Below are 21,030 nucleotides of genomic sequence, written 5' to 3' on the forward strand. Positions count from 1 at the left end.
TTGCGGATTTCCCGCTGCAGTGAATATGCGGCTACCAGCTGCGATCCACGTTGCGCACCTCGCCGGTACGCGCATCGACATCGACCTGCATCCAACGGCCGAGCCTGTCACGGCCCTCGACCTCCCACTCGTCGCCGAGGAACTGGGTGTTGGACACCGTCACGACGCCGATACTTGTCGCAACGTCGAGGGCGGCCTCCATCGAGATCTGGCTGCCGGAATCATAGGCCATCGCCGGCGTCGCTGCGCCGATCGCCAAGGCCGCAATTGCGGGAATAATCAAGCTTCGCATCAGTCACTCCTCATGGAACGGGATGTCATGTCGCATCAAACGAGCAGCGCACCCGATCAGTTCCAGGAACAGCAACGACGGAACGGCGTGAAACTTCGGCAGTTGCGGCAATTCGGTGGCAGTTCCAGTTTCATCGATGCACGCCGCGCGGCTTGCGCGCGCTCTTCTTCCACATCCGGAATCCACCCTCGAATGCATTGGCGTTGTCGCCGAACCTCACCTTGGGCGGCGGGTTGTCGACCTTGTCGGCATTGCCGCCGCCGAGCACGATGTAATCGGGCTCCAGCGCCGCCGACAGCCGCGCGATGACGTCGTCGACACTTTTGCGCCATTTCTTCCGGCCGCGCCGCTCGAGGCCGGCAGCGCCGACATAGTCCTCGAACGTCCCGTCCTTGCGATAGGGCAAATGCCCAAGCTCCATCGGCTCGCACACGCCCTCCACGATCATCGCCGAGCCAAGCCCCGTGCCGAGGCCGAGAAACAGCATCCGTCCGCCCTGATAGCTGCCGATCGCCTGCATCATCGCGTCGTTGACGACCTTGACCGGCCGGCCGAACGCGCCGTGAAAATCGAAGCCGGCCCAGCCGCGGCCGAGATTGTGCGGCTCCGTCAGCGGTCGGTCGTGAACCACCGGTCCGGGATAGCCGATCGAGATCACATCATAGGACCAGTCCCTGGTCAGCGCCTTGACCTGCCGCACCATCTCGGTGGCGGACAATGCTGGACCCGACTCAAATTCGCGCTTGATGCGCTCCTTGTCGGTCATGACCTTCACATGCGTGCCGCCGATGTCGATCGCCAGCACCGTCCGCCGCGACGCGGGCCTTGCCCTTTTCTTGTTGGTCTTCCTGCCTGTCTTCTTGGCCATCAATGCACTTTCTCTTGCGCACCGAGTGGAGCAGAGAAACGCATCGTACGCCACCACCCGTTCTGCATCTGACTCCAATTTGTTCGCGAAGAACGAATCGGAATCGATAAAATCGGTGCGGCTCAAGCATTAATAGGACGTATGCATCCGCAGCATCTGAGGAGCCGATGTTGTACCGGGATGGGAAAATTGCTCCCGGCACGGAATATCTCCGCGCATTTCGAGTGCATTGCCTTCGATTGCCTCAGCGATCAAGTGACGACTCGCATCACAATCACGTTCCCCATCCGACTCCAGTTTGTTCGCGGGGAACGAATCGGAATCGAAAAATCAGCACGAAGCGATCCTTAACAAGGCGTTTCTGCTGCCCGGCGTTCACATTCTCAATGTCGAGCAGGCGGATCGATTCAACAATGAGGTCGCGCGCTTCCTGCAAGACGCCCCCTAACCGTTCTTCATCCGACTCCATTTTGTTCGCAAAGAACGAATCGGAATCGGACAAATCAGCGCGAAGCAAATCTTAACAACACGTGTGCGATTTCGGTGCCGGTCTACTTTGTAGGGCGACCAGCCGAAGGCGTAATCCGCCGTCCACGCAACAAAGATGGCGGGTTACGCGGAGCCTGTCATACCCGGATCCCGGCGAGCATCGCCTCGCGCTTGCCGGGCTTCATCTGCGTGAGGTCCCATGGTCGCTTCAGGCGAGACGTACCAGTCGTTCGAGATGTAGGCATCATCGCCGGAGACGATCAGCAGGAAACGCCTTGTGCCGTCGGCGAGTTCGACCAGCGGGTTCTTCGCGGTGAGATGAGTCTGCCCGGTCACGCGATCCTCGCGCCGCGCGATCACGAACGGCACATGCGACGCCCGCGGGCCGCGCGCATCGGCGGCGACGATGGCGCCGAAGCCGCACGCTGCGGCAAAGGCCAGCGCGCGGTCGTCCTCGATGCGAAACTGGGGACGGAGGATGTGCATGGCGGCGGCGCTCGCGGCTGGAGGGAGACGGCCCAGCGAAGCCAGCGCAACTTTTGCCGGAGATCACCGCCATGCACCGTCCGGCTCAACAGATCATGGCATTGTCGCCGTGATCGCAGACGCCGCCGGGCTGGTCCCGGGGCAACGTTTCGAACTCGCCGTAGCGCGGCACGGCCATGCGCGGCGTCCCGCCGCCCCAGCGGCCGGCGGCCGCGGCATGTCCTTTTGCCAGCGCAGATGGGCCAGCCGGGACTTCTCGCGCCATGGCGGATGTCGTCAGCATGCCGAGAGCGAGCAAACCCGCCGCGACGTGTTTGATCGTGGTCATCGAGCGTCTCCTGCCGGATTCAACAGGATCGGACCTTCTCGCCGGCCTGCTGAAGCGTTTTCGCTAAAGCCATGACGCGCGATGCGCCCCGATTATTCCGCGCCTACACAGCGAGTTTGCGCGTTCTGCGGCTCCGTTCGACACATTCGATTGATCGGAGCGTGAGCGCCGGGACCTAAGGTTCGAGCGGCCGCAACTCCGCTGTCGTCCCGGCGAAGACCGGCGCGTTGGCAATCGCCTCGGCACGCCATCAGCCTCATCAAGGATATCGAGGTGCTTCGTGGAGATGTCGCTTCCGACGTAACGAAGAGCTATGATCACGGTGCCTGTCCCGGTGAGGCGAGGTCTGTTGGCGCAGCCTCGTGCAACTTGTTGCGCGACATGGGAACGACGAGTCCCGTTCGCAACGCCGGCTGCGGCGTATGGGTTCCGGCCTTCGCCGGGACGACGAATGGAGATAGATCCGCGCTCCAACTCCATGGCCGTCATTGCCGCGATACCGATCCGCCGTTGAACTCGCGGCGACTGGCGGGTTACGCTGCCGCCAATCGCGCCCTCTCGCTGGAAGGACCACCATGAACGGCAATCGATATTATGGCGTGCGCGTCGAAGGTGCGAAATACGGCGTGGGGTTCGGCTCGGCGCTGGCGATCGCGATCTCCTACACCAAGAACCATTCGATCCTGTGGGCGATCATCCACGGTATCCTGGGCTGGCTCTACGTGATCTACGCGGCGCTGTTCGGGTGATGCGAACAAGATGACCGTCATCTCGATCCAGTCACAGGTCGCCTGGGGCCATGTCGGCAACAGCGCGGCCGCCTTTCCGATCCAGCTGCACGGCATTGACGTCGTCGCGGTGCCGACCACGCTGCTCAGCAACCGGCCGGGCTATCCGACGATCCGCGGCCGCGTGCTCGACGTCCAGCTGGTCGCCGACCTCTTGCGCGGCATCGAGGAGCGCGGCGCGGTCGAAAGCGCCCGCATAATCCTGTCGGGCTATCTCGGCTCGGCCGACATCGCGATCGAGGTCGCCGACTTCGCCGCCCGCGCGAAAGCGGAGAACCCCACCCTGCTCTATTGCTGCGATCCCGTGCTCGGCGACCGCGACCGCGGCATGTTCGTGCGAGCCGATATCCCGCCGCTGGTGCGCGACCAGCTTTGTCCACTGGCCGACATCATCACGCCCAACCATTTCGAGTTCGAATTCCTCTGCGGCGCACGCGTGGCGACGATCGATGACGTCATCGCGCAAGCGAGCGTGCTGACGGCGCGGGGCCCTGCGACCATCGTCATCACCAGCGCCGAGCTTGCCGGCACGCCCGACGGCGAAATCGAGACGCTGGCGATCGAGCGCACCCAATCGGGCAAGATTTGCGCCTGGCGCGTGCGTACCCCGCGCGTGCCGATCAGCCCGTCCGGCACCGGCGACCTGTTCGCCGCGCTGTTCATCGCCGGCCGCGCGCGTGGCCTGGCGACGCCGGAGGCGCTCAGCCACGCCGCCTCCGGCATCCACGGCGTGCTGGTGCGCACCGCGGAGCACGGGACCGAGGAAATGCGCATTGTCGAGAGCGCCAATGTGATGCTTGATCCGAAGCCGCGCTTCGCGGCGGTCGCCATCCCCGCATCCTGACATCCGGGACATTACTCATGATCGACATCACCACCCTCCTCACCTACGCCGCTGTCGTGCTCGGCCTGTTCCTGATCCCTGGGCCGGCCGTGCTGCTTGTGCTCGCGCGATCGATCACCGGCGGACCACGCGTCGGCGTCGCGACCGGGTTCGGCATCGCGCTCGGAGACCTCGTCCACACCGCGATGGCGACGTTCGGTCTGTCGGCCGTGCTGATGACCTCGGCGCTGGCGTTCTCGATCGTCAAATATGCCGGCGTGATCTACCTGATCGTGCTCGGCGTGCGCGCCTTGTTCGAGAAAAACCACGACCTGCATCTGCCGACGGCACAGCCGGTCGATCCGCGGCGTGCGTTCCGGCAGGCGATCTGGGCGGAAATGCTCAACCCGAAGACCGCGCTGTTCTTCCTCGCCTTCCTGCCGCAGTTCGTGCATCCCGGCCACGGCTCGGCCGTGGCGCAGTTCGCGACCCTCGGCCTGATCTTCGTCGCGATGAGCGCGGCCTACACCTCGCTGCTCGCGCTCGCCGCCGGCCAGATCAGCCCGTGGATCCGGCAGCATCGCCGCATAGGCCAGTGGCAGGGCCGCGTGATCGGCACCATCTACATCGCGCTCGGCATCCGCCTCGCGTTTCAGGAGCGCTGATGTCGCCGCTTAAGCCACAAGCCAGTTACGACGACTTCGCCCGCCTCGACATCAGGATCGGCAAGGTGCTCAAGGTGCAGCCGTTTCCACGCGCCCGCAATCCCTCCTACAAGGTCGGCGTCGATGTCGGCGCCGGGCGGATCATGTGGTCGAGCGCGCAGATCACGAATTATGAGCCGGCGGCGCTCGTCGGCTCGCTGGTGGTGTGCGTCTGCAATCTCGGGCCGAAGAACATCGCCGGCTTCACCTCTGAACTGCTGATCCTGGGCGCGAAGAGCGCCGGCGGCCAGGTGATCGTGCTCGGCCCGCGGAGCGAGGTGGCAGTCGGCGAGCCGATCTACTGACTTCGCCCCGATCACGGCCGCGTGATTCAAATCCTCTGGATTCCCCGTAGTTTACCGATGGGGGATCACCCGGATTCTAACTGCCCGCGCGCGCTGCTATGCCAGCACACGAGAATCGCTTCGGCATGGGAATCGGAAGATGTCTGCAGTTTACTTTCACTGCTCCGACGACAAGCACGTCATCATGGATCGTATCGGCGCCGCGATGGATTTTTCGGAGGTGCGGGTGCACGCGGAGCAGCTGGCGCGCAGCTTTGTCATGACACCGAGTGTGGAAGACTGGCGCAACTGGGCGGTCCACGTCACCGACGATATCGGTACCGAGATCTTCGAGCTGCCGTTCACCGCCATCCTCGGCGAATTGCACTGAGGCGTGCCATGAATCCGATGGAACTCGCCCTGCAGCCCTTGCGGCTGCGCGTCGCCCGTCTCGTTGCGCGCTGCGTCGCGCTGATCGAGGGTGTCGTCAACCCCTATCGCCCCGAACTGTACTACATGCGCGGGCCGGGTCCGAAATGCCGCGCCAGGCGTCAGGCGATGCTGCGCGACTAGTCCAAGGGCTTGAGCGACGAGAAAAGGCCGATGGGCGTTACGCCACCGGCCTTCTCCTGCGACTGCCGGTTCCCGGAGTCCGGTTCCGCCGCAATTCCACTTGCTCCCAAGCTTGCGACGACAGTTTTAATCAAATCTTAACGGCATGGCGGTGAGCTGGGTGGCAGAACTCCTTCGCCGTGCAGCGCAGCTTCATCGTTCATCGTGCCTGATACGCTGCACATCGTTTTTGCGCCGATCGCTCGACGATTGTGCGCGATGCATCTTAGGGAATGCACGACTCAGTGTTACCCTGTGATGCAAACCGAAACGGAGAACTTCGGAATGCCGTACTACACCTTCGATCTCGTGGTGGGGGACGAGTTCCGCAATCAAGGAACGATCATCCTCGAAAACATCAACCTCGCTTCCGATCGCGCCGATCAGCTCGCCAACGAGCTGTCGCAGGTCAAGCCGGAGTTGAAGGCGCGCGGCTGCGCCGTGCGCGTCACCGACATCGACCGGCGCGAGCTCTACCGGACGCCGCTCGATCCTGTGCCGCGGTGGCGCAGGGCCGGCTAGCACCGGCAGGCTTCGGAGTCTGTTGACCGCGCCGGTCGGCGCGCGGTTCTGGCCTTGCTGCGCATAGCGGCTGAGGTCGCCGCCTCAACAAGACCAGTCGGCGGCGCGCGGCCGATCACTTCTTCATGTTCAACCGGCCAATGAAGTCACGTTTGCCGAGCGGCGCGCCCTTGTGGCGGAGGATGTCTTAGGCGGTGGTCGAGTGGAAGAAGAAGTTCGGCAGCGAGAACGACATCAGGAATCCCTCGGCCGTGAACGGCATCGACCGGTCGCCGACCCTGAACGTCACTTCGCGCCCGACCAGCACATTCACGGCGTCCCGCGTCAGCGCCGACAATTCGCTGTGCGCATCCTTCACCAGCGCCTGCAGCGCGGCGAAGTCCAAATCGGGCTTGCCGGACGGCGGGACAAACACGCCGTTCCTGGCGGCTTCCATCGCGCCGCGGGAGTGATGGGCGAGCGAGACCACCTGGAAGCGGAACGGCAACATGTCCGGAAACAACCGGGTCTCGACGATCTCGGCCGGATCGATGCCGTTGTCCTTGAAGTGCGCAAGGCTCTTGTCGAGAAAGCCCGAGACGGCGCCGAGGATCTGCAGATAGTTGGCAACGGTCGCGTCGTAGAGTGAAAAGGTCATGGCGAATTCCCCCTAACAGAATTTGTCTGCTGCTTGCGGGAACAGAGTTCCCGGAATTTCCCGAGAAGGCAAGCAGAACAGGGAATTCGCAAGTCGATGAGTCCAGCGCGCCGCGCCGGATCACCCGATCAGGTGTTGCGGCTTCCGCCGTCAGCTCTGGTGCGGCCCGCGCATCATCTTCAGCGCGTCCTCGATATGACGCCAGTCGCGGGCGTCTTCGGTCTCACCCTTGCGCTCGCAGGCCACCGCGTTCTGCGCGGCCTGGGCGATCGCCTCGGGGCCGTGCTTCAGCAGCATCTGCCGCGCGATGGTGTGGATCTGCATCTCGGCTATCATGGCGCTCTCCTCGGCTGTCGACTGCTGAGATCAAAAACCGCCGAAAGCCGTGTCTGGTTCCAGCCGCTCAGCCGGGCACTGCACAATCAGCGGTTCCCACGTGCCGCGGCGGCGGTTACAGAGAGACGAATTCCGTCGCTGCCCTGACTTGGCTGAGCCATGGCCCAGAACATCTATGACGATCCCACCTTCTTCGCCGGCTACAGCCAGCTACCGCGGCAGGTTCGCGGGCTGCGCGGGGCGCCCGAATGGCCCGCGATCCGCGCCATGCTGCCCGACATTTCAGGCAAGCGCGTGGTCGATCTCGGCTGCGGCTTCGGCTGGGTGTCGCGCTGGATGCGCGAGCAAGGCGCCTCGGGCGTGCTCGGCGTCGACCTGTCGCAGAACATGATCGCGCGCGCCACGGCGATGACGCAGGATCCGGCCGTCACTTACGAAATCGCCGACCTCGAGACGCTGGAGCTGCCGAAGGCCACCTTCGATCTCGCCTACAGCGCGCTCACCTTCCATTACATCAGGGACTTCGATCGGCTGGCGCGCATGCTCTATCGCACGCTGGTCCCGGAGGGACATCTGGTCTTCACCATCGAGCATCCGATCTACATGGCAGCCGCCCATCCCGACTGGGGACTGGACCAGAACGGCCGCAAGACCTGGCCGGTCAACCGCTACTTCATCGAGGGCGAACGCCGGACGGATTGGTACGTCAACGGCGTGCTGAAATATCATCGCACCATCGGCACCACGCTCAACGCGCTGATTGGCGCCGGCTTCACGCTTCGCCATGTCGAGGAATTCTCCCCGACGCGGGAGCAGATCAAGGCGATGCCGGAACTCGCCGACGAACTGGAGCGACCGATGATGCTGCTGGTGTCGGCGCAGCGCTAGCACTATGCCGCGAGCAGCTTGTCGAATTCCTCCGGCGGATATGATTTTCCGTCCTTGTCGGTGATCACCACCTGCCATCCCTCGCTCGCCCAGACCTTGGCCTTGGCGATGATGATGAAGGTGCTCTCCCGCTCGATCCTGACCGTTTCGTTCTCGCGTTCTGCGATCATCTTGTAGGCCAACGCTTGTCCCTCGCCGACGTCATCCATTCGGCGGTGTGTTGGCAGCGGCGTTGGGCCGCAATTCGCCGGCAGCATGACAATTTGATGGAAGCACAGGCGCCGGATAGCACGCAGCGCAACGTACGGTCGCGGCTAGCTCAACTTACCCATCAAGGTCGGCATATCGAGCGCGTGCTTGGCGCACTCGGCGCGCAAAGAAAAAACCCGCCTCGGTGGGACGCCAAGGCGGGGCAGAAGTTCATTGGGTAGAAATCCACGCGCCTTGAAAAGGCGAGCGCGAGGAAGTAGCGGCGACAATTCTATTTGCGGCTAGCGTTCGGACAACAGGATTAAAGCGCGCGCAGAGCCGGGACTTTTTCCCGATCCACCCGGCAAAATTCCCGAACCCGGCTTGCGGCGCGGCTCACTGCACCACGTCGAGCCTGACATTCGCGACGCCCTTGCCGATCATGCCGAGCGACTGTGCGGCAGAATACGAGACATCGACGATGCGCCCGGGAACGTAAGGCCCGCGGTCATTGACACGCACCGTGACCGAGCGACCGGTCTTGACGTCGGTGACGCGCAGCTTGGTGCCGAACGGCAGTGTCGGATGCGCGGCGGTCAGTTCGTGCGCGTTGAATTTCTCGCCGCTCGCGGTCTCCTGCTCGTCGCTGTAGAAGCTCGCGACGCCCTGCGATGCAATGCTGGTGCTGCCGCTTTTGCGTGCGGCGTAAGGCGTGTGCTTGCGCGCGGTTGCGACATGTGTGCGCGGCGCCGATGACGCAGCCCGGACCGGCTCGGCCGATGCCGACCGGCTCGCGAGCGCCTGCGAACGCTGGCTGACGACCGAGGACTGCGCACAGGCAGCAAGTGACGCAGCGCCGATCACGACGGCGAACAGCCGCAACGGCCTTGGGGCATGCGAAAACAGGATCGGAGGCGCAGCGCCGCGCGCGCTGCGGTTGACGCCGACGTACGAGATGACTGCATCGTCGCGTGACATGTTGCACCCCCAACTTGCGCCCCCAGCCCAAGCCGAAAATCCAACACCCGCATCGCCGAATCCAATCGGGGCGGAACGGAGGCGGAGCGCGGCCAGACGTACCACAGACAGCCCGATTCCCCCCCGGGTGTGGTAGATGCGCCACACAACCGTGGAGATTCACCCGGCAATGCGATCCCCCGAGCATCCCCGGGCGCGCCGGTCGGCGCCCGCTCCCTCGGCTCCCGGTTTTGTTCCCGAAACTCCCCAACCTCTCCACCCTCTCGCCTTGCTTTGGTCAAACCGGACTGGAGTCGTGGGGACAGGGCCAGGGGTGGACCAGAGGGTCAATACAGAGCTCAAATTGCCGGCCGCCCATTTGCGGTTGACCTTGGACTGAAACGGGGACCGCCATGCAATCGACACTGAAAGACGCAGATCCGCACGACATTTTCGCGATCGAACCTAGCTTCGCACCGGCACGCCCGGACAGCGGCACTGCGCCGGCACCTGCCGGCAAGGCAGGGCCGCGCGAGCCATGGTTCGGCCCGAGCCTCGCGCCCTCTGCCGCGCCACAGGTCGCGCCCGCCGCCACGATCGCCTCGGTGCCACCGGTGACGCCGATACCAGTGTCGGCGCCGCCGGCCACGCCGGAATACAGCACTGCGAGCCATGACGGCAGGCTGGACGACATCAGGCTGGAGCGCGCGCCGCGTCCGACCAGCAAATGGGCGATCCGCGCCTTCTGGTTCATGTTCGCGATCGTCGGCGCCATGGGCACCGCGGCGTGGCAACACTACGGGCATCGCGTCAAGCAGGTGGTGGCGGAGTACGTGCCGCAGGTCGAGGCGCTGACGTCGCTGCTGCCGGGCAAGGCTACTCCCGCTGCCGATCAGGCGAGCCCGCCCGTGCAGGCGGCTGCCGCGGATCAGCCGGCTGAGGCTGCTCCGGCGGCTCCGCCGCAGGACGTCGCCACAGCCGCGCCCGCTCCTGCTGCTGCACCCGCTGCCGCAGCGGCGCCGGTTGCAGCTGCCGCCCCGGCCGCAGCAGCCGCAACCGCACCTGACCAAACGCAATTGCTGCAGTCGATGGCGCGCGATCTCGCGTCGATGGGACAGCAGATCGAGCAGCTCAAGACCAGCATCGATCAGCTGAAGGCGAGCCAGGATCAGTTGACGCAGCGGGTCGCACGGACCACCGAGACGAGGGCCGTCGAACCGCGGCCGGTTGCGCCGCGCCCGCGCGCCGCGATCGCACCGCCGCCTGCGGCGCCACGGGCGGCTGCCGCTCCACCGCCGGTGCGCCGGTCGTACCCGCCGGCACAGGCCTACATCCCGCCGCCGCCGGCTGCATCATCAGCGGCCCCGCTGCCGGCGCCAGTCGCGGCCGCGCCGCAGACGGTAGCACCGCGGCCGGTTCAGCCGCAGCAGTCCTCTGTTGTCGATGCCGATGATGACGGCCCCGTGGTTCGACCGCCGATGCCGCTGCGCTGACGACCAGCTGACGGGTGAAAGAAGAGGGGCGCCGATCGCGATGACACGCGATCGGCGCCCCTGCATCTCTATAGGCGAATTACGCGCTCTGTCCCGGCGGCAGCACGACCACGGTCGCGCCCGGCTTGACGTGCTGGTAGAGGTCGATCACGTCCGCGTTGTTCATGCGGATGCAGCCCGACGAGATCGCCTGCCCGATATATTCGGGCTGGTTGGTGCCGTGGATGCGGTACAGCGTGTCCTTGTTTCCCTGGTAGAGGTAGATGCCGCGGGCACCGAGCGGATTGGCCGGTCCACCGGCGACACGCTTCGGATACGGCCCCAGCCGCTCCTGAATATCCTGGGTCGGGACCCAATCGGGCCACTCCGCCAGACGGCCGACCGTGGCCACGCCGGAGAACGCCATCGCCTCCTCGCCGACGGCGACGCCGTAGCGGATCGCCTTGCCGCCGGGCAACACGTAATAGAGGTAGCGCGCGTCGGTATCGACCAGGATCGAGCCCGGCTGCTCCTTGCGCGTGTAATCGACAATGTGGCGCTGGAACTGATCCGGAATTTTGGCCTCCGCATAAGGCGGATGCGCCAGCAATTGCCGATCGCGCGGCGTCATCGCGGCATCCGTCACCGGCGACAGCGTCGCCTGCATGCAGCCGCCAAGCGCAAGCGAACCCACCAGCACCGCAGCAAGCCCCAACTTCGACACGATCATTCTCCCCTGCGTCAACTTGTGGCACTTGCTGCCGAAATCGTGCTGAAATCGTGGCAGCTCGAACTGGAACACGGCTGTTTGATCGGTTCCTTCGGCAAGTGTGTCCTTACGGTTGCAGTCGGTTGCCGCGGACGCTAGCCTTGCCACAAAATGGCTAAAACACCGGGAGGAATTCGATGCGTTACGCCCTGCTGATCGGCGGCCTGATCGTCGCGGCTAACCCGGCCCATGCCGACCCGCGAGCGGCCTATGTCACGATGGTGCTGCAGGCCTTTGCCGCCAAGGTCGAGTGCCCCGGCACCGATCTGGTCTATCAGGACCTCGTGCAGCGCGCACAGGACATGCACCTGCCCGACGGCACCACCGAACAGGTGCGCAAGGCGATCGCCTACATGCACACCGGCGGCAAAATGGGCGAGAAGCAGGCCGACGACCTGATGACCGAAGTCGCGATCGCGACCCAGACCACCGACCTCGACCAGCGCCGCATCGGCATGACGACCTGGTGCAGCGACCAGAAGGCGCGGCTCGCGGGCTACATCAGGAGCAAGGAGTAGAAGCGCTTTCGCGCGAAGCTGTCCCGCACGCAATGCGGCGAGCCCGATCGGAGCGAGATCGTCAGCCCGACCAAGACCTGCGCTCAGCAACAAGACCTGCGCTCAGTATGGTGGCGCCTTGCGCGCCCGCTGCGCCTTGGCGGCTTCGATCCACCAGGTGAAGTCGTCGGCAAAGCGTGGGAAGGCGCGCTCGAGCGACTTGCCGCCCTCGCCGATCGGCTTGCCTTCGGCCGAGAGAGTTTGCGCGATCGGCCCCGCGCTGATCGTGCTCGACACCACCACCATGCCCATCTCCGACAGCGTGCCGTGCCAGGCGGTCGCAGCCCGCGCACCGGCGAACCGCCCCGCCGAATAGCTTGCGATCGCCGCCGGACGCCAGAACCATTCCTCGAGGAAATGATCGGTCAGGTTCTTCAGGCCGGGCTGAATGCCCCAATTGTATTCGCCTGTGACGAACAGGAAGCCGTCGGCGTCGCGGATCTTTCCGGCGAGCGTCTCAAGCGCGGCCGGCGCCTGGCCCTTCGGATGTTCCTTGTACATCCGGTCGAGCATCGGCAGGCCGACCTCCTTGGCGTCGATCAATTCGACATCGTCGCCGCGCGCGCGAAAGCCGTCGACGACGAAATGCGCCAGGCGGATGCCCATGCGATCCGAACGATAGGAGCCGTAGAAAACGAGAATGCGGTGGGTCATGGCGCGATCCTACCACGGCGCTGCGACTGCCGTCCCGCGACCTTGGCGCGCTGACCCGGCGCCGCAGACGTTAACCGCCATACGCGGGGTATTTTCCCGGCGTTAAGCAATTGGTCGCAGGCTCGCCGCGATGGCCAAAAATCGCCAGATTTGTTTTCTGGATATGTCGTCGCTTCGAGAAAGGAGACCCCGACATGCCGATCGCAAGGCTGGTTTTTGCAGGTTCGCTCGCGGCCATCGCCGCCATTGCCACACCGGCGCTCGGCAAGGGTGCCGAGCGGCAGAAGGCCGACGAGAAGTCCGCCACCGCCACCCCGAGCGGCTGCCAGGCCTACCAGCAGGCCCCTGACGGCACCTGGAACCAGCTTCCCTGCGGGGAAGCGGGCTCCAATGGCTCAACCCAACACCGCGCCACGACCAAGAGAGCGGACGACGACGAGCATTGACCGTCGCGCCGTCCGGTGTCGTCCTGCGAAAGCAAGGACCCTATAACCACCGAAGGTGATGATCGCACGACGCGGGGGGCACAGCGCTCTCCAACAACACGCCCCCTGTGTGGTTATGGGTCTCTGCTTTGGCAGAGACGACAATCGGGGGGCCGCGCCACCCACGGCTCCCGTATCATAAACCCAAGCTTAATGCGCACCCGGTACGGTTGAGGCCTCTCCTCTTCCGTCAAGAAATGGCGCGCATCTCATGAAAATCGGTACTCTCCTGACGGCCGCGATCGTCTCGTTGTCCGCGGTCGGCGGCGGCCTTGCGGCCTATGTCGCGGTGACCAAGTACCAGACCATGGACAAGGTCTCGACCGCGCAGAGCCGGCTCGAGATCGTCCGCGCCGTCGGCGACATCCCGCGCTACATGAACCCCGAGCGCGGCTACGCTACCAACCTGCTGCTTGGCGGGGCCACGATCGATCCGAAGCAGGTCGCAGAACTCGACCGTCAGCGCCAGCTGACCGACGGCGCGCTGGCCAAGGTCAACCAGGTGCGCGCCACCCTGCCGGGATCGCTCGACGACGGCGAGGCCGTCGCGCGCGAGATCGACTCGCTGAAGGCGAAGTTTGGCGGACTGCGCGACGCCATTGCGGCTGCGATCGCCGGACCGGCCGATGCGCGCCGCGCGGCGGCCAGCAAGATCGTCGCCGACAATTCCGTGTTCAATGCCGGGGTCACCGCGCTGCTCGACGAGCAGGTGCGCCGCCTCGCCGGCCTCGACGGCAATGCCTATCGCCAGGCCAGCTACGCCAACGTCGCCTGGACGCTGCGCGACATCGGCGGCCTCAACGCCAGCCTGCACAAGGCGCTGGTCGGCGCCAAGCGCGTCGCGACCGATCAGGAGAAGATGGAGCTCTATCGCTCGACCGGCCGCACCGAGCAGATCCTCTCGACGTTGCTGGAGCTGCGCAACAATCCGGCGACGCCGGCGAACGTCATGACCGCGCTCGGCAAGATGCAGGCCGACTATGTCGAGAGGTTCGGCAAGGCGCTGAAGTTCGCCAAGGAAGGCGCCGTGACCGGAAAGTACGAGCAGGATCTCGAAGCCTACTATCCGGAGTCCCAGGTCGGCCTCGCTGCCATCATTACGGTGCGCGACGCGTTCTACGAGAATGCCGAGCAAGGCCTTGCGAGCGCCTATTCGTCGGCGCGCCTCAGCTTCGTGGTCGCGCTGATCGGGCTGCTCGCGGTCATTGCCGTCAGCGCCGGCCTCATCGTCGTGGTCCGCCGCCGCATCCTGAGCCCGATCGCAGCCCTCACCGGCCGGATGTCGCGCCTTGCCGCGGGCGATGTCGCCGAGGCGATCCCGGGCGCCGCACGCAACGACGAGATCGGGGCGATGGCCGCCGCCGTGCAGGTGTTCAGGGACAACAGGATCGAAGCCGATCGCCTCGCGAGCGAGAAGGAAGCCGAGAGCGACGTCAAGATGCGCCGCGCCCGCGTGCTCGACGATCTGACCCGCGCGTTCGAAGCCAAGGTCACCGAACTGGTCGGCGGACTGTCCGCGGCCTCATCGGTGATGGAGGACACCGCGCAATCGATGTCGGCCACCGCGGCCGCCACCAACCGCCAGGCCGCGGTCGTCGCCGCGGCGTCGGATCAGACCTCGACCAACGTGCAGACGGTGGCGAGCGCGACCGAGGAGCTGACCTCCTCGATCTCGGAGATCGCCCGCCAGGTCGCGACCTCGACCGAGATCGCCGCGCGCGCCGTCGATCATGCCCGGCGCACCGGCGACACCGCGCGCTCGCTGGCCGAGGGCGCCCAGAAGATCGGCGATGTCGTGACGCTGATCCAGAGCATCGCGGCGCAGACCAACCTGCTCGCGCTCAACGCCACCATCGAGGCGGCCCGCGCCGGCGAGGCCGGCCGCGGTTTTGCCGTCGTCGCCTCGGAGGTGAAGTCGCTGGCCGGCCAGACCGCGAAGGCGACCACGGAAATCTCCGAGCAGATCACCGCGATCCAGACCGCGAGCGACGAGACCGTGACCGCGATCCGCAGCGTCGTCGACGTCATCACCGAGATCGACCAGATCGGCACTGCGATTGCCGCCGCGATCGAGGAGCAGGGCTCGGCGACCAAGGAGATCTCGCGCAGCGTCCAGGAAGCCGCGCGCGGCACCCAGGAGGTCAACTCCAACATCTCCGGCGTGCAGCGCGCCGCCGACGACACCGGCGCGGCGGCAACCCAGGTGCTGGGCGCCGCCGAGCAGCTATCGACGCAGTCCAAGGACCTCGCCGGTCAGGTCAACCGCTTCCTGTCGGACGTGCGGGCGGCGTAGTCGCGGGGCCGCGCCGCTCGCGGAACGGCCACGGCTTTGTCCGCGTCATTGCGAGCGCAGCGAAGCAATCCATCATGCCGCACATGGAGGCGTGGATTGCTTCGTCGCTGTCGCTCCTCGCAATAATGTTAAGAACCTCGCGGCTCTCTAACCGCCCCGCAGGCCGAGCACGCGGCGGGCGATCGCCTGGCGATGGACCTCGCTCGGGCCTTCATACACCCGCATCAGGCGGGCCTTCTGCCAGAGCGCGTTCAGCGGCAACTCCAGCGTCACGCCGAGCGCGCCGAGCGTCTGCATGGCGTGGTCGCAGGCGTCATAGGCCATCTCGGTTGCGAACACCTTGATCATCGAGGCCTCGTGGCGGATGTCCTCGCCGCGATCGGTCTTGTCCGCGGCCTCGCGCACCATCAGCCGGCAGGCGTGCATGCGCGTGGAAATGTCGGCGATCCACCACTGGATCGCCTGGCGCTCGGCGAGCTTGACGCCGAAGGTCTCGCGCTGCTTGGCGTGCTCGCACATCATGTCGAGTGCGCGCTTGGTGATGCCGACGCAGGTCGACCCCATCTCGAGCCGCCGCGTGCGCAGCCGCAGCTGCATCGGCGCATAACCCTTGCCGACCTCGCCCAGCACCGAGTCCTTCGGGATGCGGCAGTCCTCGAACACGATCTCGTAGGTCGAGCCGCCGCCGACCATCGGAATCTCGCGCTCGATGATGAAGCCCGGCGTGCCCTTCTCGACGATGAAGGAGGTGATGCCGCCCTGGCGCTGGTCGCTGCCCACGCGCGCCATCACGATGATGAAGTCGGCGGCGCGCGCATTGCTGATCCAGATCTTGCGGCCGTTCAGCACCCACTGTTCGCCTTCGAGCACCGCGCGCGTCTTCATACCCGCGGGATCGCCGCCGGCGCCGGGCTCGGAGATCGCGATCGCCGACGCCATCCGGCCCTCGATATAGGGTTGCAGATATTTCTTCTTCTGCGCGTCGGTGCCGACCGCCTGCAGCATGCGCAGGTTCGGCGAATCCGGCGGCAGCACAAACGGCACGCAGCTGCGGCCGAGCTCTTCGTGCACCGCGGCCATCGTGCGCGTCGGCAAATCGTGGCCGCCGAGGTCCTCGGGTGCATCGAGGCCCCAGAGGCCGAGCTCCTTGGAGACATCGCGCAGCCGCTTGCGCTGCTCTGCGGTGAGCTCGGGATGATCGCTGCCGGGCAGTTTCGATTTCAGATATTGCGGCTCCAGCGGGATCAGTTCGCGATCGACGAATCTCGCGACAGTCTCGCGGATCATGGCTGTCTGTTCATCGTCGCTCATCTGGGATTCCTCGCATGTGCTGTTTCGCTTCACAAAACCAGTAGCGCATTTTTTATCGGCACGAATAGCGGAAATGCGCGCGTTCACTCACTGTCGCGCGAGGGGTTTCATCAAGCGAAATTCAATATCCCGCGGCGCGGTCAGCACGTGCGCAATTGAGCTCGCACGCGCGGCCGCGTCGACCGAGCGATCACGCAGCGCGGCGTTCTTGGCAGCAAGCAGGCGATCGAGTTCGGGCGTGCCCTACTCGGCAAAGCCGACATAGCGGACGAAGTCGCTGTTGGCCTCGCGGTCCGACCGCACCGCGTTGGCGGCAAAGCTGTCGTCGGGATAGCCCATCGCGACGCAGGTCATGATCACCTGGTCTTCCGGGATGTTGGCGACCTCGCGCACGATGTCGGAGCGCATGATGCCCTGGCCGTTGATCACGCTGCCGAGGCCGCGATCCCACGCCGCCAGCACGATGCCGTAGCAGAGCGCGCCGAGGTCGAAGTGGCAGACCGCGCCGGGATCGAGGATCCGGTCGTAGGTCAGGACCAGCGAGACCGGGGCGTCGAACTGGCGGAAGCCGCGCAGCACCCAGTCCTGCCGCATCGGCTTGTCGTCGCGGGCGATCCCCATCGCCCCGAACAGCTTCTTGGCGATGTCGACCTGGCGGCCGCGGTGCACGCCCTGGTATTCGCCGTGGCTGACGATGTCGCGCTTCGCCTTGGCGCCGGCGAGCATCTCCTCCATGTTGCGGCGCCGCACTTCCTCCAGCGGCGCCCCGGTCAGGACATGGACGTGCCAGGGCTGGGTGTTCATCGAGGACGGCGCGCGCTTGGCCACCTCGATGATCTCTTCGACGGTCGCCCGGGACACCGGCTGCTTCTTGAACCCGCGCACGCTTTTGCGTGTCTGTACCAGCGTCTCGAATTCCATTCCGCGTTTCCCCATTTTGTTCCGCGCTGCACACGGAATTTTCTCACGGTTATCCGGGCATTTTATAGACAAATTCGGCCGTGGGAACTTGATCGAGCCAAGAATCCGATATCCAATCCGTCCACTGGTTTGGTTTAGGGAGAACCCAGATGAAGCGGATTTTCTTGGCGGCCGTGATCGCGACCTTTGCCGCCGGTTCGGCATTTGCTCAGGACGCCTCCTGCGAGACGAAGGCCGTCGGCAAGGACGGCAAGCCGCTGGCCGGCGCGGCCAAGACCTCGTTCATGAAGAAGTGCACGACCGACGCCTGCGAGACCAAGGCAGTCGGCTCCGACGGCAAGAAGCTCGCCGGTGCGGCCAAGACCTCGTTCATGAAGAAGTGCCAGAGCGGCGCCTGAGCCCTCGCCGGCGCTTATTTAGCCCCCTTTAATCGGGACAGATCATCGGGTCGCGCAGGCCGCGGCCCGAGCCGTTGTTGACCGGTGTCCTCAGAACGAGACGCCGACCCGGACGCCCTTGCTCCAGACCCGCCGGACGCGCTTGCGGGTGTTGCCGTGAAACATCTCGAAGCGTTCAGGCAGCTGGACGGGCTTCGAAAACTCCAGGCAGGCCCCGCCGGCGGAATAATCCACCAGCCGGCATTCGATCAGCGGCGCCTTCGGTTCGAGCTGGAGCTTGACCACGCTGGAGACGCATCCTGTCGGACGAACACGCGCAAATCGTCGGGGATGCATCAGGCCGCCTCTGGTGGAATCGTACCCACAGATTCGCAACCGCCCGTTAAGATTCCGTTCAGGCGAATTGTTACGATTCGTGTTTGCCGCCGGCCGGCTCGGCCGGCCCGACGCCAGCACGGCGCGAGACCGCCAGCGTCTCCGATGGCGCTTCCCCGAACTGCGATCGATAGCTCCGCGAAAAATCGCTGAGGTGCCAGAACCCGTAGGCCAGCGCACAGGCCTTGACGCTGGGCGCACCTGCAAGGAGTTGCTGGCGCACCAGCCAGAGCCGGCGCAGCCGCAGATAGCGATGCAGGCTGATGCCCCGGTACCGCTGGATCGCGTCATGCAGCGTGCGCACCGACACGCCGATCTGCCTGGCGAGTTCGCCGCTGTAGATCGGGTGAGCCACGTCGCCGGCCAGGATGGCGCGCGCGTCGTTGAAGACCTTGAACTGGCGCGTCGTATTGGCCCGCGTCGTCCACTTGGCCGGCACGATCTCGGCGAACGCGTTGTCGATTGCGGTGAGCAACGTCTCCTTGATCGCCGCGCCCGTGGCGAACTCCGCGATCGTGACCTGATCCGACGTGACGAGCAGAACCTGCCTCACCACTTCGCGCAGCCGATCCTGCGCGCGCTGAGAGATCTCGTGAATGCTGAAATGGAGACCAGGTTCCGGCCAGCCGCGGTCGACAATCTCGGGCGTGAACATCATCGAGACGTATTGGCGGGGCGTCTCCTCCACCGAGGTGTAGAACGCGCCGCCGCCGCCGAGCACGATCACCGCACGATCGCGCTCGACGCCGTTGAACCGCATCGGAACGCCGTCATCCATCGTGAAACCGACCGCTGTCGTATGCCGCGCGAGCTGCGCGTCGACGATCCGCGGGAACGACTGTGTGTAGTTGAGCTCGCATCCCGGCAAACTCAGGATGATCTGCTCGGCCGAAATCTTCCGTGCGAGTGGCGTGAAATCAACATCCAGATCCCGGATCGAACTCCGGAATGCGTCGACATCGTCAAAACGAAAGACTCTCGGCAGCAGCAATTGCGCCGTCAAATGGCTGCTCCTGCGAAATGATTTCTAAAATTGGCGCCCGACGCCGCGCATAGCGCGCCGGCCGCGTTGATAAATTGCGTGCACAAAATGCGAATCGTCCAAAGTATTCGATCAAGAAAAATGCGATCCGTCGGTCGAACCGGACAATCTGGCAAAACAGCGCCGCTGCCGAATTTCGATAGTGTTTGCCAGGATATCCACCGGCTAGGTCAACCTCCACATCAAATTCTATACCCCTATTAAAGATTTGGGGAGCAGATTGACATCGGGAACGATGATGTTCTCCGTCGCGGAACATTTTAGAGACCGCAATGACAGCCATTGCCTCGCCTGACCTTATTGCCAAGCTCGACCATGTCTTGAGAGCCGGTTCCCCGGACCTCCGCACGCGCATGCTGCAGGAGGTGGCCGGGCTGTTTCTCGACGACGCTCACCGCCTCAGCGAGCATCAGGTGAGTTTGTTCGACGACATCCTGATCTGTCTGACCGAGAGCGTCGAGCTGCGGACCCTGACCACGCTCAGCCGCTCGCTCGCCGACTTGCATCTGGTGCCGCGGGAGCTCGCCCGTCGCCTCGCCAACCATGACGATGCCGATGTTGCCGCTCCGATCCTGCGAAAATGCGCGTGCATTCCGGATGTCGATCTGATCGACATTGCCTGGATGCGGGCCGAGGGGCATCTCTGCGCGATCGCGGGACGCAAGGCCGTCAACCAGGAGCTCACGGACATTCTGCTGATGCGCGGCGACGGCAACGTGCTTCGCGCGCTCGCGCGCAATCCTGGCGCCGACATCACCAGCGCAGGCCTTGCCATGATGGTCGACGCCGCCGAGCGCGACGCGGAGATCGCAGCCGCACTGGTTTCGCGCGAGGACCTGCCTCACCACGTGCTTGCCGACCTCATCAAGCGATCCACGCCGCCCCAGCAGGCCCGGCTGCTCAAACGTGCACGCCCCGAGTTTCGGGACGCAATCCGCGCCGCGATCGATGCCGGCCTCGCTGCGAAACCCGTTCAGGCAGTATGAGTGGCGTCATGACGTATGGTGACCGCAGGGCGGAGCGCGTCAAGCTCGAGACGCGTCATCCCGTCAACCTCATGGGGGTCGACGGCACGTGGCGGCGAAGCTGCATCCTGCTCGACGTCTCGCAAAGCGGTGCCCGACTCGAGGTCGATGGAACGCTTGATGTGCTGAAGGCCCAGGAGTTCTTCCTTGTGTTGTCCTCGCGCGGATTGGCGTTCCGCCGCTGCGAGCTGGTTCGGGTCGACGGCACCGAGATCGGCGTGCGATTCATCGAAGAGCGAAAGCGAAAGGGACGAGCCGTCATTCCGAGATGAGGATTGGCGGCAACCTGCCCTCAAGGAAAGTTGACGACATGACCATGCACAGAGCAACCAACATCGCGGTATCGGCCGTCTCCGCCGCACCATTACGCGGCACCATCGCAATCGATTGTTCCGGCACCGTCGCGACGTTCGAGATCGACGAGGAGCTTGCCCATCGCCTCTGCAGCGATCTCGAGCGGTTTCTAACCCAAGTTCCGCGCCAGACCAGCACGACGCGGTGACCTCGAGCCGCCGACTGCCGCGC

The 21,030-nt window shown here is 64.9% G+C and carries 31 protein-coding genes and 1 pseudogene; 16 read left to right on the forward strand and 16 right to left on the reverse strand.

The window, feature by feature from the left end; genetic code table 11:
* Positions 1-31: 31 nt before the first annotated feature.
* The 5 genes and pseudogenes from ACVISU_RS03055 to ACVISU_RS03075 form a co-directional block, all read right to left on the reverse strand.
* Positions 32-292 (reverse strand): PepSY domain-containing protein, encoded by a 261-nt coding sequence (locus ACVISU_RS03055; protein WP_050401378.1) that lies wholly within the window; start codon positions 290-292, stop codon positions 32-34.
* 130 nt (positions 293-422) lie between these two features.
* Entirely contained in the window at positions 423-1,160 is a 738-nt protein-coding gene (locus ACVISU_RS03060) for an ROK family protein (RefSeq protein WP_456705971.1), read from the reverse strand.
* A gap of 274 nt (positions 1,161-1,434) precedes the next feature.
* Entirely contained in the window at positions 1,435-1,629 is a 195-nt protein-coding gene (locus ACVISU_RS03065) for a hypothetical protein (RefSeq protein ID WP_456705972.1), read from the reverse strand.
* Positions 1,630-1,789: 160 nt separating this feature from the next.
* Positions 1,790-2,135 (reverse strand): annotated as a pseudogene (locus tag ACVISU_RS03070) (FMN-binding negative transcriptional regulator); the annotation flags it as partial.
* Positions 2,136-2,220: 85 nt separating this feature from the next.
* Entirely contained in the window at positions 2,221-2,463 is a 243-nt protein-coding gene (locus ACVISU_RS03075) for a hypothetical protein (RefSeq protein ID WP_456705973.1), read from the reverse strand.
* A 575-nt stretch (positions 2,464-3,038) separates the two neighbouring features.
* Here ACVISU_RS03075 and ACVISU_RS03080 point away from each other — a divergent pair.
* The 7 genes from ACVISU_RS03080 (at position 3,039) to ACVISU_RS03110 (ending at position 6,196) form a co-directional block, all read left to right on the forward strand.
* On the forward strand, positions 3,039-3,212 hold the full coding sequence (locus tag ACVISU_RS03080; protein ID WP_016840760.1) for a hypothetical protein: 174 nt from the start codon (positions 3,039-3,041) through the stop codon (positions 3,210-3,212).
* Positions 3,213-3,222: 10 nt separating this feature from the next.
* On the forward strand, positions 3,223-4,095 hold the full coding sequence (gene pdxY / locus ACVISU_RS03085) for a pyridoxal kinase (protein ID WP_456705974.1): 873 nt from the start codon (positions 3,223-3,225) through the stop codon (positions 4,093-4,095).
* 17 nt (positions 4,096-4,112) lie between these two features.
* Entirely contained in the window at positions 4,113-4,739 is a 627-nt protein-coding gene (locus ACVISU_RS03090; RefSeq protein WP_456705975.1) for a LysE family translocator, read from the forward strand.
* Positions 4,739-5,083: a tRNA-binding protein gene (locus ACVISU_RS03095; protein WP_456705976.1), complete on the forward strand. Its 345-nt coding sequence runs from the start codon at positions 4,739-4,741 to the stop codon at positions 5,081-5,083. The genes ACVISU_RS03090 and ACVISU_RS03095 overlap by 1 nt, the downstream gene beginning before the upstream one ends.
* Before the next feature lie 139 nt (positions 5,084-5,222).
* Positions 5,223-5,453 (forward strand): DUF6894 family protein, encoded by a 231-nt coding sequence (locus ACVISU_RS03100; RefSeq protein ID WP_050401385.1) that lies wholly within the window; start codon positions 5,223-5,225, stop codon positions 5,451-5,453.
* Positions 5,454-5,461: 8 nt separating this feature from the next.
* Positions 5,462-5,635, forward strand: a complete 174-nt coding sequence (locus ACVISU_RS03105) for a hypothetical protein (RefSeq protein ID WP_456705977.1) — start codon at positions 5,462-5,464, stop codon at positions 5,633-5,635.
* 324 nt (positions 5,636-5,959) lie between these two features.
* Positions 5,960-6,196 (forward strand): hypothetical protein, encoded by a 237-nt coding sequence (locus ACVISU_RS03110; protein ID WP_050401458.1) that lies wholly within the window; start codon positions 5,960-5,962, stop codon positions 6,194-6,196.
* 187 nt (positions 6,197-6,383) lie between these two features.
* Here the strand turns inward: ACVISU_RS03110 and ACVISU_RS03115 are convergent, their stop codons facing one another.
* A complete protein-coding gene (locus ACVISU_RS03115) occupies positions 6,384-6,833 on the reverse strand; it encodes a DUF1993 family protein (protein ID WP_456705978.1) in 450 nt (149 codons plus the stop codon).
* 150 nt (positions 6,834-6,983) lie between these two features.
* The gene (locus ACVISU_RS03120; protein ID WP_128970955.1) at positions 6,984-7,169 is read right to left on the reverse strand and encodes a hypothetical protein; all 186 of its coding nucleotides are present in this window, start codon (positions 7,167-7,169) and stop codon (positions 6,984-6,986) included.
* Positions 7,170-7,328: 159 nt separating this feature from the next.
* Here ACVISU_RS03120 and ACVISU_RS03125 point away from each other — a divergent pair, with 159 nt between their 5' ends.
* Positions 7,329-8,057, forward strand: a complete 729-nt coding sequence (locus tag ACVISU_RS03125; RefSeq protein WP_050401387.1) for a class I SAM-dependent methyltransferase — start codon at positions 7,329-7,331, stop codon at positions 8,055-8,057.
* A 2-nt stretch (positions 8,058-8,059) separates the two neighbouring features.
* Here the strand turns inward: ACVISU_RS03125 and ACVISU_RS03130 are convergent, their stop codons facing one another.
* The gene (locus ACVISU_RS03130) at positions 8,060-8,266 is read right to left on the reverse strand and encodes a hypothetical protein (protein ID WP_050401388.1); all 207 of its coding nucleotides are present in this window, start codon (positions 8,264-8,266) and stop codon (positions 8,060-8,062) included.
* Positions 8,267-8,642: 376 nt separating this feature from the next.
* On the reverse strand, positions 8,643-9,224 hold the full coding sequence (locus tag ACVISU_RS03135; RefSeq protein ID WP_456705979.1) for a septal ring lytic transglycosylase RlpA family protein: 582 nt from the start codon (positions 9,222-9,224) through the stop codon (positions 8,643-8,645).
* A 392-nt stretch (positions 9,225-9,616) separates the two neighbouring features.
* On the opposite strand from ACVISU_RS03135, the gene ACVISU_RS03140 reads away from it, so the two are divergent.
* Positions 9,617-10,696, forward strand: coding sequence for a hypothetical protein (locus tag ACVISU_RS03140; protein ID WP_456705980.1), 1,080 nt, complete (start codon positions 9,617-9,619; stop codon positions 10,694-10,696).
* Positions 10,697-10,775: 79 nt separating this feature from the next.
* Here ACVISU_RS03140 and ACVISU_RS03145 read toward each other — a convergent pair whose 3' ends face one another.
* Positions 10,776-11,405 carry a L,D-transpeptidase gene (locus ACVISU_RS03145; RefSeq protein ID WP_244521864.1) on the reverse strand — a complete coding sequence of 210 codons (630 nt, stop codon included), beginning with the start codon at positions 11,403-11,405 and terminating at the stop codon, positions 10,776-10,778.
* A 176-nt stretch (positions 11,406-11,581) separates the two neighbouring features.
* Here ACVISU_RS03145 and ACVISU_RS03150 point away from each other — a divergent pair, with 176 nt between their 5' ends.
* Positions 11,582-11,962: a hypothetical protein gene (locus tag ACVISU_RS03150; RefSeq protein WP_050401390.1), complete on the forward strand. Its 381-nt coding sequence runs from the start codon at positions 11,582-11,584 to the stop codon at positions 11,960-11,962.
* Positions 11,963-12,064: 102 nt separating this feature from the next.
* On the opposite strand, the gene ACVISU_RS03155 is transcribed toward ACVISU_RS03150, so the two are convergent.
* Positions 12,065-12,655, reverse strand: coding sequence for an NADPH-dependent FMN reductase (locus tag ACVISU_RS03155; protein ID WP_050401391.1), 591 nt, complete (start codon positions 12,653-12,655; stop codon positions 12,065-12,067).
* A gap of 194 nt (positions 12,656-12,849) precedes the next feature.
* Between ACVISU_RS03155 and ACVISU_RS03160 the strand changes: the two genes are divergently transcribed.
* Positions 12,850-13,101, forward strand: coding sequence for a hypothetical protein (locus ACVISU_RS03160; RefSeq protein WP_050401392.1), 252 nt, complete (start codon positions 12,850-12,852; stop codon positions 13,099-13,101).
* A 250-nt stretch (positions 13,102-13,351) separates the two neighbouring features.
* Entirely contained in the window at positions 13,352-15,433 is a 2,082-nt protein-coding gene (locus tag ACVISU_RS03165; RefSeq protein ID WP_456705981.1) for a methyl-accepting chemotaxis protein, read from the forward strand.
* A 147-nt stretch (positions 15,434-15,580) separates the two neighbouring features.
* Here the strand turns inward: ACVISU_RS03165 and ACVISU_RS03170 are convergent, their stop codons facing one another.
* Together ACVISU_RS03170 and ACVISU_RS03175 are read right to left on the reverse strand one after the other, a co-directional pair.
* On the reverse strand, positions 15,581-16,744 hold the full coding sequence (locus tag ACVISU_RS03170; protein WP_456705982.1) for an acyl-CoA dehydrogenase family protein: 1,164 nt from the start codon (positions 16,742-16,744) through the stop codon (positions 15,581-15,583).
* A 243-nt stretch (positions 16,745-16,987) separates the two neighbouring features.
* Positions 16,988-17,665: a nitroreductase gene (locus tag ACVISU_RS03175; protein WP_050401395.1), complete on the reverse strand. Its 678-nt coding sequence runs from the start codon at positions 17,663-17,665 to the stop codon at positions 16,988-16,990.
* Between the two features lie 149 nt (positions 17,666-17,814).
* Between ACVISU_RS03175 and ACVISU_RS03180 the strand changes: the two genes are divergently transcribed.
* Positions 17,815-18,063 carry a hypothetical protein gene (locus ACVISU_RS03180; protein WP_021079659.1) on the forward strand — a complete coding sequence of 83 codons (249 nt, stop codon included), beginning with the start codon at positions 17,815-17,817 and terminating at the stop codon, positions 18,061-18,063.
* Positions 18,064-18,153: 90 nt separating this feature from the next.
* On the opposite strand, the gene ACVISU_RS03185 is transcribed toward ACVISU_RS03180, so the two are convergent.
* From ACVISU_RS03185 to ACVISU_RS03195, 3 genes are all read right to left on the reverse strand, one after another.
* On the reverse strand, positions 18,154-18,399 hold the full coding sequence (locus tag ACVISU_RS03185; RefSeq protein ID WP_050401397.1) for a PilZ domain-containing protein: 246 nt from the start codon (positions 18,397-18,399) through the stop codon (positions 18,154-18,156).
* A 70-nt stretch (positions 18,400-18,469) separates the two neighbouring features.
* Complete coding sequence (locus ACVISU_RS03190) at positions 18,470-19,441, reverse strand: AraC family transcriptional regulator (RefSeq protein WP_244521865.1); 972 nt, start codon at positions 19,439-19,441, stop codon at positions 18,470-18,472.
* Positions 19,401-19,763, reverse strand: coding sequence for a hypothetical protein (locus ACVISU_RS03195; protein WP_456705983.1), 363 nt, complete (start codon positions 19,761-19,763; stop codon positions 19,401-19,403). Before ACVISU_RS03195 ends, ACVISU_RS03190 begins: the two co-directional genes overlap by 41 nt.
* On the opposite strand from ACVISU_RS03195, the gene ACVISU_RS03200 reads away from it, so the two are divergent.
* The 3 genes from ACVISU_RS03200 to ACVISU_RS03210 are packed head-to-tail and all read left to right on the forward strand — an operon-like array spanning position 19,753 to position 21,007.
* The gene (locus tag ACVISU_RS03200; RefSeq protein ID WP_456705984.1) at positions 19,753-20,466 is read left to right on the forward strand and encodes a DUF2336 domain-containing protein; all 714 of its coding nucleotides are present in this window, start codon (positions 19,753-19,755) and stop codon (positions 20,464-20,466) included. The two genes, ACVISU_RS03195 and ACVISU_RS03200, sit on opposite strands and share 11 nt — an antisense overlap.
* Positions 20,467-20,474: 8 nt before the next feature.
* Positions 20,475-20,777: a PilZ domain-containing protein gene (locus tag ACVISU_RS03205; protein WP_050401463.1), complete on the forward strand. Its 303-nt coding sequence runs from the start codon at positions 20,475-20,477 to the stop codon at positions 20,775-20,777.
* A 38-nt stretch (positions 20,778-20,815) separates the two neighbouring features.
* The gene (locus ACVISU_RS03210; RefSeq protein ID WP_050401399.1) at positions 20,816-21,007 is read left to right on the forward strand and encodes a hypothetical protein; all 192 of its coding nucleotides are present in this window, start codon (positions 20,816-20,818) and stop codon (positions 21,005-21,007) included.
* Positions 21,008-21,030: the final 23 nt, after the last annotated feature.

The organism is Bradyrhizobium sp. USDA 4452, assembly GCF_054063575.1.